The organism is Blastocatellia bacterium (assembly GCA_025054955.1).
Lineage (GTDB): Bacteria > Acidobacteriota > Blastocatellia > HR10 > J050 > JANWZE01.
The window spans coordinates 1-13,912 of sequence record JANWZE010000055.1; the positions used below are offsets into that span (position 1 = coordinate 1).

The window sequence follows — 13,912 nt, forward strand, 5'->3', positions numbered from 1 at the left end:
GAGCCAAGAGTTCACATCGACGCTCCGGTTTGGCACCTCGATGTCGGCTCATCGCATCCTGGGGCTGAAGAAGGTCCCAAGGGTTGGTCTGTTCGCCCATTAAAGCGGTACGTGAGCTGGGTTTAGAACGTCGCGAGACAGTTCGGTCCCTATCTGGTGTAGGCGTAGGAGATTTGAGGGAATCTGGCCCTAGTACGAGAGGACCAGGCTGGACTGACCTCTGGTGTACCGGTTGTCGCGCCAGCGGCAGCGCCGGGTAGCTAAGTCAGGCAGGGATAACCGCTGAAGGCATCTAAGCGGGAAGCCCGACCCAAGATGAGATCTCCCCGATGGTAAACATGTTAGGCCCGTGGTAGACGACCACGTTGATAGGCCGGGTGTGTAAGCATGGTAACATGTTGAGCTAACCGGTACTAATCGGCCGAGCGCTTGACCATAAAAGTTGTGGGGCAGCACATGCAATTGCATTGACTTCTTCTTCAATTGTGAGACATCGGGCGAGTGTCCATGTCTGATGGTGTTTCTCCGGTGACCATACCGGCGGGGCAACACCCGTTCCCATCCCGAACACGGCAGTTAAGCCCGCCTGGGCCGATGATACTGCGCTGGCGACGGCGTGGGAAAGTAGGTCGTTGCCGGAGAGTCATACACAAGGCTGCTCAGCGCACGCTGAGCAGCCTTTCTCATTTGGGGCATAGCTCAGTTGGTGATTATCACTGAGATTGTCGGCGATGCAGAGCCGACAATCACTTTGCAGCCGAGGTCACTTTGCAACGCTTCCAACTTTTCCTTTCTTGAAACCTCGTCCTTGTGTTCATGCCTGCTACCAACCATGAACGCGATGTAGGTCTATGGAAGGCAGCAGGCACGCGAAAATAGACCACAGGCGGGAACGCTTGCGCCACATTCTGAGGGGAATCGCCCTATGCTATGGCACACGACGAAGAATGAGAATGAAGCACGGGCGGGAACGCCTGCGCCACATTCTGAGGGGAGCAAAGTTTTGCTCCTCGTTGCAAAACAGCAGTGATAAAGTTATAGTACCAACGACAGGCGATGAAAGGCAGGTTAGTTCAGGTCAAGAGGGATGATCCCAAACGGATGCGCACTGGAGAGGCATTGGAAACCTCTATCCTGCGTCGCGTCGGAGCAGCCATCAAGGAGTTCAACCTTATCGAAGATGGGGACCGCATCCTTGTTGCAGTGTCAGGCGGAAAAGATAGTTGGACACTGCTGCATGTTCTCCGGTTGTTGCAGAGACGCGCCCCTGTCCGGTTTGACCTGGTGGCTGTGAATATTGATCAAGGCTATCCAGGATTTCGCCAGGACATCATTGAAGAGTACCTCAAGCGCGAGGGGTACTCATATTACATGGCGCAGAATCCGACGTACGAAATCATGCAGGAAAAGCTGGCATGGGGCACGACCGGGTGTAGTTTATGTTCGCGGCTGCGACGAGGAACGCTCTATCGCTTGGCCCAGCAGTTGGAGACAAATAAGATTGCCTTAGGCCATCATGCCGACGACCTGTTAGCGACAATGTTGCTCTCGATCTTCTTTCGGGGAGAGATTCGCACGATGCCGCCTCGGTTGGTGTCGGATGATCAGCGCAATATTGTGATTCGTCCTCTCTGTCATATTTTTGAAGCGGAGATTCGCCAGTATGCTCAAGAGAAGGGGTTCCCGGTGATTTCCTGCGCTTCCCCATTTTGTGAAGATGAGACTAATCTGCGGCCCCAGATGAAGGAATTGTTGGACCATCTTGAGCGCCGGTATCCTCGACTTAAGAACTCGATGCTGGCTTCACTAGGCAACGTGACGCTCACTCATCTGCTGGATAAACGGTACCTGAATCTGGATCAATCAGCTCGTGGAGGTGATTGGTCGGTTGATAAATCGAGTGCTGAGCAGGCAGCTTTATGTGAAACGAGTTAACAGTTGCTCGGCCTCGTCATGATTACTGTGGCGTGTCTTTGGAGCATCGAATGCGGACATACGATGAAACAAAGTCTTATCGGAAAGAGTTGAGTCTGGAGTCATCTGATCTGCTTGACCTCGCTCGATGTGAGTTGATGCAGAGTCGTTCGATTCAGCTCAAGATCAGTGGCAGCGCCATGCGTCCAATGCTTGATGATGGTGATATTGTTGTCATTGATCCGATTGATCCGGCAACAGTTCGTGTCCAGGATATTGTTTTAGTCGCCACGGCCAGCGGCACGGCGTTGATTCATCGTGTCGTTGCGATTCAGGAGATCGAAGGCGCTCTTCATGCTTTGACCAGAGGGGACGGCTCATGTCACCATGATACACCGGTGCCGCTCAACAAGGTGCTTGGTCGTGTGGTAGCCATGCAGCGAAAAGGCAAAGGCAAAATGATCCCTGTTTACCATCCGCATGGGTGGCTTTCTCGCGTTCGTTACTGGCTGCAAGGCATCTTCAGGAATTTGTTCTGACCAGGCAGGTCAGTTGTATGTTGGTTCTTAATCGTGGCGCCCGTGAGTTTTTAATGAGGAGCTAGGAGTTTAATGAGCGCCGCTGCAGGAACACCAATCGAAATGATGCCAGCCATTTTGAAGCCAGCCATATCAATACAAGCCCAGAGGCAGGGTGGTAAGAGAGTGATGTGGCGAATTGTCCTTGGACAAGCCAGTACACGCCTCGTGTGAGTCCGCAGAAAGGGCAGCATAGCCCGGTGAGCAAGCGCAGCGGGCAAAGCGTGATGGTGTAAAGTTCCGGAATCTTCCAGTAGATGATTGCTCCCAGCAAGAGAGGCAATCCCACAACGGTTACCAGGTCAACCTCTCGATAAGGAATTTGTTTGGGCGGGTGTGGATCGTTCGTATGAATGGCCTCCCTTACACGAATTTTCGCAGGTATGTTGTCACATCAGATGCGTGCAAAGCAATGATATTGACAAAGGTTTTTTTCATCCCTAGTCTTATACCCTTCGGATGTGTCGGGCAACAGACAGGCTATTGCGCTGTTGTCTGATCCTAGCAGATGGACGTAGTGCAAATGGAAAAGAGGCCAGAACAACTTCCTTTATTTCATTATCACATTGACGTTCCAATTACTGAGCAGAGCAAGCCGATCACTCCTGCTTTGGAAGTTTCGTTGATAACCCGGAGTGATGATGGCAACAGCTTTTGGGAGGAGACCAAATCTTTTATTCGCGATGTCATTTTCTCAATTCTCGTTGCTATTCTGGTGATCGTCTTCATCATTCAACCAGTTCGCGTAGAAGGAACCAGTATGCTCCCGCATCTTCATGATGGGGAGCGCATCTTTGTGAACAAGTTCATTTACTCGAACTGGGCCAAGTTCTTCATTCCTGATGCGAAGATTCAGCGGGGCGACGTGGTCGTGTTTTGGTATCCGAACGATCCTGACAAATCATTCATCAAACGGGTCATTGGATTGCCTGGGGAAACCGTCTCGATTCATCAAGGGGTCGTGCATATTAACGGCGAGCCTCTGCACGAATCTTACATTGACCCTCCGTACCACCACCGATACGAGAACATGCCGAGCACATTTGTGCGCAATCACTACTACTTTGTCATGGGCGACAATCGTGACGCCAGCAATGACAGTCGGAGTTGGGGACTGGTACCGGAAAAATACATCTACGGGAAAGCGATATTTCGATATTGGCCTCCGGGAAGTGTGGGGACCATTAAATAGGGGCGGGAGCTCCATGAGAAGCTCATGAACGCTCTGCTGGCTTTAGAAGATGGGCGCGTGTTTCATGGCCGTGCCTTTGGCGCTGATGGCGAACGGACTGGTGAAGTGGTCTTCAACACGTGCATGACGGGCTATCAGGAGGTACTGACCGACCCTTCGTATGCCGGACAGATTGTCGTGATGACCTATCCCCAGATAGGAAACTATGGAGTGAACTCAGAGGATGTTGAATCACGCCGGCCGTTTGTTGAAGGATTTGTTGTCAGGGATTATTCGGCTCGGTTCAGCAATTGGCGCGCTCATTGCAGTCTTGAGGAGTACTTAAGGGCGCACGGCATCATCGGCCTCACAGATGTTGATACTCGAGCGATTGTGCGGCATATTCGTGAACGAGGCGCGATGCGAGCCTGTTTGACCACGACGACGCTGGATGAGTCCCGCGCCGTCAGCAAAGCGAGGGCAGCCCCGAGCATGCTGGGGCGTGAGTTGGTCCACGTGGTGAGCTGTCAGGAGCCGTATCAATGGGAGGGAAGATGGCAGCCTGATGAGCAGCCAAGCGTTCATGTGGTCGCCTACGATTTTGGCGCCAAGTTCAATATATTGCGGAATCTGGCCAAAGCCGGATGTCGCGTGACGGTGGTTCCTGCTTTTACCTCTGCTGAGGATGTGCTGGCGTTAAACCCCGATGGGATATTTCTGTCAAACGGACCAGGTGATCCAGAGCCGCTGGTTTCGGTGGTCGAGCAGATACGCAAGCTGCTGGGGCGAAAACCTATTTTTGGAATTTGTTTAGGGCATCAGTTGCTGGGGTTAGCTTTTGGCGGGCGCACTTATAAATTGAAGTTTGGGCATCGCGGCGGAAATCAACCGGTGCGAAACGAGTTGACTGGAAAAGTAGAAATTACGAGTCAGAATCATGGATTTGCCGTGGATGCCGATAGTTTGCCGGATCATGAGATTGAGGTCACTCACGTGAACTTGAATGATGGAACATTGGAGGGCATGCGTCATCGTTCGCTTCCTATCTTTTCTGTGCAGTATCATCCTGAAGCCTCTCCGGGACCACATGATTCGGTCTACTTGTTTGATCAATTCCTTGATTTGATCAAAGAGAACCGTTGAGATTGAGAAGCTAGTTTGCCCGAACGTCGCTCAATGGTGGTGAGCGAGTGTTGCCGCGTTACAGGGTGGGAGAGGAATTGAGGAGGGGAAATTTTATGCACCAGTCGCGCGTAGGACGCTTCACTATCGCACTGTTTGTAGCTTTACTGATTACGGCATGGAGTCATCCTATTGGCTCCTACCGAGGGACTGGAGCACGGCGTGCCGTCCCAAAGCAGGTAGAGACAACGCAGGCAATCCTGGACCTCATCGCGCAACTGGATAGCACCAGGTACTTCAATACGATTTCGACACTAGCAGGTTGGAACCGTTATACGCATGGCTCACAAATCCTCAATGCGAGGGACTACATTCAGGCAGAGTTTCAGTCATTGGGGTTGATCACCGAATTGCAGTCATTCTCCGTTGGTAGTACGACGGCATATAACGTCATTGGCACGCTGCCGGGGACTACCCGTCCCAATGAGTGGTACATCGTCTGCGGCCATTATGATTCAATTTCCGAAAGCCCAAACACTGCGGCTCCAGGCGCAGAAGACAACGCAAGTGGAACGGCCGGCGTGCTTGAATTGGCGCGTGTGCTGGCTGATGAACCGCAGCCGGCGACAATTAAATTCATCGCCTTTTCTGGTGAGGAGCAGGGCTTGTTCGGCAGCAATGCCTATGTGCAGAGATTGATTGCTTCGGGCGATTTGAGCAAGGTGCAAGGCGTCATCAACATGGATATGATCTCTTACACGATTGACAGCGATTTGGATGTGTTGCTGGAGACGAGGCCGTTTGCTCAGTCGTTGCTTGATCTTATGCAGTTATCGGCTCAGCAGTTCACGTCGCTTCGTGTAGTCACGTCATTCAATCCGTGTTGCAGCGACCACATGCCATTTCTCAACAACAATGTGAAAGCGGTGCTTTCGATTGAAAATGATTGGAACGTCTATCCACATTATCATCGCACAACGGACACCCCTGATCATATCACGACGGCCATGGGCATGGAGATATTAAAGATGAACCTGGCCACGTTAGCTCAGTTGATGACAGGTGTCATCCCCAGTCTCAGAGTTGTCTCGCCCAATGGCGGCGAGGATTGGCAGACCGGCTCGACGCAAACGATCCAATGGACTTCAACAGGGACGATTGATAATGTGAAGATCGAGCTTTCGCGTAATGGTGGTTCCAGCTATGAGACGTTGTTTGCCACAACGCCCAATGATGGCACTCAGTCGTGGACAGTGACTGGCCCGGCCACCGGCAGTGCTCTTATCAAGATTAGCGACGTCACCAATCCGGCCACATTTGATGTCAGCAATGCCGTGTTCATTATCAGCGAGCCGCCGCCGCCCCCGCCGCCGCCCCCGCCGCCTGGCGGGTGTGCCGCGACAAAGGTGGTTGAGGGCGCCACGGACGCTGAAAGCACATTGAATCTACTTTACCGCTTCCGCGATGAAGTGTTGGCTTCGACTTCGCGCGGACGATACTATACACAGCAATACTACCGATTCTCCCCAGAGCTGACGAATATCTTGGCGCTACATCCGAATCTATTGATTGACACGCAGGGCAAGCTCGCCCGTTGGCGACCTATCATTCAATCGTTGGTGAATTTAAGAAGCGCAAGTGTCCCGTCCGTGGAACTGAATCTGCTCGATGAGCTCTTCAGATCATTTGCCGCAAAAGCCAGCCCTGCCTTACGAGAGACGATTGAACAGATTCGTCGCGATGTGCGCGACCCCGCTGTGCAAGCCGAATTCGGCATCCGCGTGAGTCGTTGAGGGACTGGACAGGCGTTGAATAGGTTCGCCCTTTTCAAGCTGGCACTTTTGTATCCTCGGCTCGTTTCAAAACTGAAATAGTCTTTGCACGTCCGATCAGTTTGCGCTTGCTCTGATAATCATCAACGACAAGCCAACATGCTGTAGCTCAACGTGTTTCATCGTCTCGATCGAGTTAATTGATTTGTCTCCCAACCGGCACAGAGTTTGCAATCTCTTGGGCAAGGAGGAATCCAAAATGAAACCGCCTGAGGATGTCGGACATCGCTCCAGAATGATTGAGGGCGCTCACTTGAGCGTGTCCCGGTGTTGTTGGTTGGTGTGTCACTGTCAGCCATGCGTCGTATCACGAAGTTTGATCTGCCAATCACTGACCTCGCTTAGCGAGGTAAAAGGGGGCTGAAATGATCCTGACTGCAACAGTGAACTGTTTGTCGTGTGACCAGCAGAATGAAGTTGGCGATGGCCTTTGCCATCACTGCGGGCGCTCCCTGCCGATGTTGTGTGAGGGGGCTAGGCTGCTTTCCTACGAAATTGGGAAGCAGCTCGACGCCTCTGCCAATCGTGTGACATTTCTGGCGGTAGATAACTACCGGGGCGAGCCCTGCATCCTTCATGAAGTTCTCGCGCAGCCGGGACAGGCCGGACTTCAGCACCGGCTGATGCAAGCGCTCATCCCCATTAAAGGTGTGACTTCTGCATCTGTTCAAGACTTTGTTATCCTCGCCAAAGAACATCATGGCTTCATTGCTGAGTATGTTGAAGGACACACGCTTGGTGAAGAGGTGAAACACGCCGGAGCGTTTTCAGAAGAAAAAGCGTTGACGACATTACACGAGATCATGGATGTTTTGGACGAGTTGCATCGTCATGGAGTATTTCATGGAGATATTACGCCGGCGCATGTCCTCCGGCAGAAGGCTGACGGTCAGTTGCGACTCATTTGTTTTGCTTCACTCACTGACTTGGCGATGTTGCTTGGGCAGGCTTCGGGCAGTGCCGTGATGGAAGGCTTGAGCCGTGTCGCGTATGCGCCGCCTGAACGACACGTGGGCAAGCTCAGTGCTGCGACGGATATTTACATGCTGGGCCTCACCTTTATCTGTCTGGTGACGGCGAGCGAGCCTTCGGAGGTCTATCGAGACTATTTCGATACCACTTCACAAATGTGGAGGACCGAAGCTCTGCCTGTGCGCGAGCATGTGAAGCAGGTTTTGGCGCGGATGCTTTGCTCGGAGGCCTCCGCGCGTTTTCAGACATTGGACGAGCTGCGGAATGAGCTGACGCGGTCCGAACACTTTCGCTCATGCAGCAACCCTGCATGCCAGGAGACGCTCGATGAAGCGCAGGCGATCTGTTCCGTGTGTGGGCATGAATTCGAGCGCGGATGGCTCACGCGATGGGAAGCCGAAACCTTAGAGCCGGCTTTCGCCAGTGACATCATCGAGGCGATAGCCAACAAGGACCAACTCTTCATCCCCTTGCAACGAATGAGGATCGAGCCGACGGCGTTGGAGCATCACTGGAATTTAGTTATCGAGCGGTTCACCGGCGCTGATGAAGCCAACTTGCAGGCGTGGTTACTTTCAGACTTGATACCTGTTCTTCAAAGCAACATGGTCATCCAGACGCGGCGCCTTGGCTGGGCCAAAAGGGACAGCCTGGTTGAAGCGGCGCTCTCGCGCGGCATGACGCGCGAGGCGGCTTTGGCGATTCTTCGTCAAGAATGTGCCAAACGAGCAGTCATCATCAAGCCGCGTTTGATGTATTGTCCGTCTACTGCGTGTGTCTGCTCGGTTATTCATCAAGACCTGAGCCTGTGCCCTGAGTCTGGCGCGAAGCTGGTTGAACCGAGTCTTGATGTCTGGATGGATCGGTTGGTGAGGCCTGCACTGAACGCGAACATTTGGATGACGCTGCAAGACAAGCAAGCGCTCATCGAGCGAGCAGTTGAGTGTGGGTTGCCGGCGCTGGAAGCGGAACGTGCGTTCACCGCCGAGGTTGAACAACGGATTGGCGCCGGCGTCGAGTGCTTTTCACAATGGGTCGAGAGAATCGCAGCGATTACCGAGCATGACGACTGCGTGACGGCGCAAACCGTTGCTGATTTCCTGGCTGAAGCAGAACGACTCGCGCTGCGCCCGGAGGCCGTTGACCAAACTTTGAATCTCTTGGTACCCCGCTACGCTCAGTTGCGGCTGGAAATGCAAAGCGCCGAAAGCGAGGAGTTGATGGACCGGCAGCCAGTTGATTTGATCGAGGGCTCTTCATCCGTCCTAGACGTAGCAAGAGAGGACTCAGAGCAACCCATACCGTCGCTCGAGTTTGATGCTGCGATGTCGTCAGCAACTCCTCTGGATGATGCCGGTGCCCTTGAATCTATTGCTGATGTATGCATGGATGTGAGCATGGTACACGCGCTCGGTCGAGAACTCATAGCCGCGCCCGTGATATGTGAGGAATCCACTTTTACTGAACCGGAGGAATCTTCGGATGATCAGACTGCAGTGATGAGCGAAACCGAAGATGAGACATGGAACTGGCTCTCGGCCAAGGTTGATGAAGTCGCCTGGCAAGAGCCTTCCGATGAGGTTTGCTCTTACGCTCAATCTGATACTGAGGTTGAGGTTGATGTAACCGCACACCGGTCACCTTGGGATGATCTATCTTCTGAGGAACTGTCCATGTCGCCGGTAGCGACGTCCCAAAACGATGAAATCTTCGGAAGCGCCCGCTTGGAGCAGGCCGGGCCTGCCTGCGACGAGCACGCCGGAGACGTGCGCTCCCAGGGTTTTTCGGGGGAGTTGTTCATCTCGCCCAGCCAACGCCCAGAAACAATGGGAATGGATGACAGGCAGGACGCCTCTGCCACATCCTCAGAGGAACTGCTCATGTGCTCTGGGTACACCACGAACGATGAAAATGATATTTCATGGGAGGCGTCATGGTTGAGTATGGAAACTGACTCGGCAGCTGGCGCCTCGTCAATCACAACGGTGATGAGTGATGGATCACCGTCGGATGCTTCCCAGCCAATGGCTGTTGAGCCGGTAGAGTCAGCAACGAGCATTGAGCAGGTAGGCAGGCACGGCATCAAGCGTCACCGATGGGCTATAGCGGCCGGATTACTACTTCTGGTGGTGGGTGGCTTGTCTGTTTTCCTATTGCGGGATGGCGCCAAAGCCAACAGCGCGCCCACGCTCTCTATGCTGGAGGCCAGTTCTGATCGAATCCAAGCTGGTCAAGAGGTAACATTAACGGCACAGGCGAGTGATCTGGATGGTGATTCGCTGGCCTACACCTGGAACGCCTCAGCAGGAACGATTGTCGGGCAAGGACAGCAAGTCGTCCTGCAAACGTCTGACTTGGACCCCGGAGCTGCACAATCGGTCGTGATTCGATTAGAGGTTCAAGATGGACACGGCGGTAGAGTGAGTGGGCAGAAGACGATCACCATTGAACCGCGAATGGGTCATTCATCGGAGTCGTCCGGAGCGCCGCTGGTGGTGACTAAGACAAGTCGAACGGTGCAACGCCCGTCTCAGGTGGAAGACGCCGCTACACTAGCAAAGAAAGCTGAGGAGTCGTTAAGCCAGGCTCAGGCTTTGTTTCAGAGTCGGCAGTATGACGCTGCCATCCAAGAACTGGAACGAGCTTTGAAAGCTGATCCGAATAATCCGCGGCTGCGCGAGCGTAAGGCGGCCATCGAGAAAGTGAAGGACATCTTGAATAAGCCGACTGACCAAGGGACGAACTGATGAGAAGCACCGGCGCAGGCCGATGGCAACAAGCGTTCACTCGTTCAGGCACAGCGCGACCCTGCGCAGCACGCAACAAAAATCAAGTGGGGAGGTCGCGCTGACCAAGCATCTCGATAAGGAGGCGCAGTGGCAATCATGGCACACGTGGCACATCAAGGAAGACAGAAAAGACAGCGTCGGATTCTTGTACTACTTATCGCGGCGGCGATGAGCGTCATTAGTTCATCGAGCGCGAGCAGCTCGTTCAGTGCTGAAGACGGACAGGCGGTTGCTTCTAAGCCCAAGGCGCTCAGCCTGGAGCAAGTACGGCAACTGATCGCTGTAGCGCCTGACGCCGTCGTGGCCGGCGAGATTCGCGAGCGTGGCCTTGAGTTTCGATTGACGCCCAAGGTTCTCGATCACTTGCGCACCATTGGTGTGGGCAGTGAAACGGCCAAAACACTCAATGCGCTCATGCCGGCCAATAGTTGGCCAACGCTTGTGCTGAAGGCTGAACGGACGGAGTTGGTTCATGGCGAGTCAATCACCATTGTTGCTGAAGCTAACGATCTGGATGATGACCCGCTTCAATATCGTTGGTTCACTTCTGCCGGCTCGATTGTCGGTGAAGGCCCGACCGTTCAGTTGCGCACCGAGAGTATTGGCCTTAACGCCCGCTCGCTCTCGTTCCTGGTGGGATTGGAAGTAGCCGACGGACGTGGAGGAGTCGCACGACAGGCGCTCGCCTTCTCACTGAAACCTCCCAACCGAGCGCCCAGCGCGTCCATTCGCGCAGAAAAGACCGAGCTGGTTCGCGGTGAAGACCTGGTTCTGGAGGCTGAAGCAAACGACCCGGATGGTGATCCGCTGGAGTTTCAGTGGTCAACCACAGGTGGCACGGTTGATGGTGACGGCCAGCGTGTGACACTACGAACTGACAAGATGACGCTCGAAAAAGGCTCTGACTCTGTCACCGTTGCTCTCAAGGTCACCGATGGCAGGGAGGGTACGGCCACGGATACACTGACGATTGAGGTTCGTGCGCCCAAACCAGTCGCTGTCACACCTGCCGAACCGATCAGGAGGGTCACTCCTCAATATCCGGTCTCGGCCCGGGCGCTCCGCCTTACCGGCCAGGTTGTTGTTGAGGTCACGATTGATGAGCGTGGAAACGTGGTTGCGGCCGAACCAGTGGAAGGACCACCGATGTTCTGGAATGAAGCGGTGGCAGCCGTCAAAATGTGGAAATTCCGTCCAGCAATGCAGGGCAATCAACCAGTGAAATCCACCAAGCGGATCGGATTTAGCTTTACCAATCCGTGAATCTCCTGAATCAGCAGAGTTGCCGAGTGATAAAAGCCCGTTTGATTGAAGCGACGGCGCTGAGCGCGACGGCCGTTGCGGCGTTCTGAATCTCTCTGGAGGCACCGGCCGGCGCATTGTGAGCGGACGATGGAGCAATCCGCTGGGATCGTCCGGGCGATGCGCGAGAGCGGATGGCCTTTGGCTTTAATCTCCAGCGTGTTGAACCAACGTTGCCCTTTCCTCTCTCGCCGTGCGTTAGACGATCGCGGGCGTGCTGCGAATGATCGTGGTGGTCGTTCTCTTGGCTTGCCATTGAGAGAAGCGAGCAGGTAAGATTCTGGACAATATGAAAATCAAAGTGTTTTCGCTGGCTCGTTACGTTGAAGAAGCTCTCAAAAAAGCAGAATACGCTCGCGATGAAGACGGCGTTGTGATTGCCAAGGTTCCTACGGTTTCCGGTTTTTTTGCGCAGGGGGATAGCTTTGAAGAGGCGCGTGAGAACCTGCGCGAGGTGATTGAGGGCAATGTGCTGTTAGCCTTGCAACTGGGCCTTGAGATCCCGCGTATCGAGGGAGTAGAGATTCTGGAGCGCCGAGTGGCTCGGCATAGCAAGAAAGCATGGCCAGACTCACACCGCTTAAACCGGCAGAAGTGATGCGTAAGCTGAGGTCGCTTGGCTTTCTCGGCCCGTTTCCCGGAGGTCGGCATCAACGGATGGTGCACCCGCAGACGAATAAGATTATTCCCGTGCCGGTGCATAAGGGAAAGGATGTCAGCGTCGGACTGATTCGTGAAATCATCCGCGAAGTGGGAATTTCAGTAGAGGATTGGATCAACCTCTAGGGCCTTGAGGGTTACTCATCATAGGTGAGTTGCAGTCGGTTTATTCCACCGTTTTTTGTAGAAGCACCGGCCGGCGCATTGTGAGCGGCCGATGGAGCAATCCGCTGGGATCGTCCGGGCGACGCGCGATGTCCCGGCGTGTGTACGGAATGGTAGGGATGATGGATCAATTCGCTGGGATCGTCCGGGCAATGCGCGAGAGCGGATGGCCTTTGGCTTTAATCTCCAGCGTGTTGAACCAGCCGAACGGGCTGCGGTATGTAGTGAACCCGCGCGCGGCGAGCGTTGAGGCTAATTCCTTCAAGACATCAACAGCGACCGTCGGGTTGGCCAGCTCGGCGAACAAGTGCGCGAACGAATGCACCACCAGCGTAGAGACCTTCAGTTGACGCGCGATTGTTTCGATCTCTTGAGCCGCTCGTTGGACAACGAGTGTGGGATTTGATTCGTCGGACTTTTCCACAGCGGTGAGAATGACGATCGCTTCCTCGACGGCAACGACTCGTTCAATTGGCTCTTCGATCAGTTTGGAGCGGCCCTTCTCGGTCAATTCACTTCTGAAGGCATCAACATGAATCATCAGCATTCTCATCGGCGGGCCTCCGCCAGCACGCTTCTGTGAGCCGGGCGTACAATCGCTGCGATCCGTTCGATCTGGCCGAGCAATTGGCGGAATTGTTCTGGCGTAATCGCTTGTTGGCCGTCGCACTGAGCGGTTTCCGGCTGATGGTGAACTTCTACAAGGAGGCCGTCGGCGCCGACAGCGACGCTGGCGCGAGCCAGTGGCATCACTTTGCTACGATCCCCCGTGCCGTGGCTCGGATCAACAATGATCGGTAAATGGGTGAGCTGTTGCAGCGTCGGCACAACCGTCAGGTCAAGCGTGAAGCGCGAATGCTGTCCGAAGGTTCGAATGCCGCGTTCGCACAGCACCACATTGGGATTGCCTTCGAGCATGATGTATTCAGCCGCCAGCAGGAGTTCTTCCACCGTGGCGGCCATGCCGCGTTTCAACAGCACGGGCAGTGGCGAGCGGCCGGCGCGTCGCAGCAGGCTGAAATTTTGCATGTTTCGCGCGCCGATCTGAATCATGTCGGCATACGCCTCCACTAGTTCGAGGCTCTCTGCGTCGAGCGCTTCGGTCACCACGGCAAGGCCGAATCGTTCGCGGGCTTCTGCAAGGATGCGCAGCCCGGGTTCACCTAAGCCTTGGAATGAGTAAGGCGATGTGCGGGGCTTATAGGCTCCGCCACGAAACAACTTGATGCCCAGCCGACTCACCTGCTCAGCGATGGTCAACGTTTGCTCGCGGCTTTCGACAGCGCACGGGCCGGCGATGATTGTGAGTGCATCTCCGCCGATCTGGACGCCGCCAACGTTGACCACGGTCTTCGTATCGCGCGCTGCCCAACTGACCAGATGAAATGTTTTTAGTGCGTTCATGCT

11 protein-coding genes and 2 rRNA genes are annotated in these 13,912 nt (G+C 54.3%); 11 read left to right on the forward strand and 2 right to left on the reverse strand.

Going from position 1 to position 13,912, the window contains the following annotated elements; translation table 11 throughout:
- The 11 genes from NZ823_07240 to NZ823_07290 all read left to right on the forward strand — a co-directional run.
- A 23S ribosomal RNA gene (locus NZ823_07240) occupies positions 1–437 on the forward strand; the annotation flags it as partial.
- A gap of 87 nt (positions 438–524) precedes the next feature.
- Positions 525–641, forward strand: a 5S ribosomal RNA gene (rrf, locus tag NZ823_07245).
- A gap of 415 nt (positions 642–1,056) precedes the next feature.
- Positions 1,057–1,935, forward strand: coding sequence for a tRNA 2-thiocytidine(32) synthetase TtcA (ttcA, locus tag NZ823_07250; GenBank protein MCS6804924.1), 879 nt, complete (start codon positions 1,057–1,059; stop codon positions 1,933–1,935).
- A 50-nt stretch (positions 1,936–1,985) separates the two neighbouring features.
- The gene (locus NZ823_07255) at positions 1,986–2,453 is read left to right on the forward strand and encodes a hypothetical protein (GenBank protein ID MCS6804925.1); all 468 of its coding nucleotides are present in this window, start codon (positions 1,986–1,988) and stop codon (positions 2,451–2,453) included.
- Between the two features lie 547 nt (positions 2,454–3,000).
- On the forward strand, positions 3,001–3,684 hold the full coding sequence (gene lepB, locus NZ823_07260) for a signal peptidase I (protein MCS6804926.1): 684 nt from the start codon (positions 3,001–3,003) through the stop codon (positions 3,682–3,684).
- Positions 3,685–3,708: 24 nt separating this feature from the next.
- Positions 3,709–4,806, forward strand: a complete 1,098-nt coding sequence (gene carA, locus NZ823_07265; GenBank protein ID MCS6804927.1) for a glutamine-hydrolyzing carbamoyl-phosphate synthase small subunit — start codon at positions 3,709–3,711, stop codon at positions 4,804–4,806.
- Between the two features lie 95 nt (positions 4,807–4,901).
- Positions 4,902–6,578: a Zn-dependent exopeptidase M28 gene (locus NZ823_07270; GenBank protein ID MCS6804928.1), complete on the forward strand. Its 1,677-nt coding sequence runs from the start codon at positions 4,902–4,904 to the stop codon at positions 6,576–6,578.
- Between the two features lie 404 nt (positions 6,579–6,982).
- Positions 6,983–10,336: a tetratricopeptide repeat protein gene (locus tag NZ823_07275; protein ID MCS6804929.1), complete on the forward strand. Its 3,354-nt coding sequence runs from the start codon at positions 6,983–6,985 to the stop codon at positions 10,334–10,336.
- Positions 10,337–10,474: 138 nt separating this feature from the next.
- Entirely contained in the window at positions 10,475–11,641 is a 1,167-nt protein-coding gene (locus NZ823_07280; protein MCS6804930.1) for a TonB family protein, read from the forward strand.
- A 328-nt stretch (positions 11,642–11,969) separates the two neighbouring features.
- Complete coding sequence (locus NZ823_07285) at positions 11,970–12,278, forward strand: type II toxin-antitoxin system HicB family antitoxin (GenBank protein ID MCS6804931.1); 309 nt, start codon at positions 11,970–11,972, stop codon at positions 12,276–12,278.
- On the forward strand, positions 12,278–12,466 hold the full coding sequence (locus NZ823_07290; protein ID MCS6804932.1) for a type II toxin-antitoxin system HicA family toxin: 189 nt from the start codon (positions 12,278–12,280) through the stop codon (positions 12,464–12,466). Before NZ823_07285 ends, NZ823_07290 begins: the two co-directional genes overlap by 1 nt.
- 166 nt (positions 12,467–12,632) lie before the next feature.
- On the opposite strand, the gene NZ823_07295 is transcribed toward NZ823_07290, so the two are convergent.
- Both NZ823_07295 and aroF read right to left on the reverse strand, forming a co-directional pair.
- The gene (locus NZ823_07295; GenBank protein MCS6804933.1) at positions 12,633–13,058 is read right to left on the reverse strand and encodes a threonyl-tRNA synthetase editing domain-containing protein; all 426 of its coding nucleotides are present in this window, start codon (positions 13,056–13,058) and stop codon (positions 12,633–12,635) included.
- Complete coding sequence (aroF, locus tag NZ823_07300) at positions 13,055–13,909, reverse strand: 3-deoxy-7-phosphoheptulonate synthase (protein ID MCS6804934.1); 855 nt, start codon at positions 13,907–13,909, stop codon at positions 13,055–13,057. Before aroF ends, NZ823_07295 begins: the two co-directional genes overlap by 4 nt.
- Positions 13,910–13,912: the final 3 nt, after the last annotated feature.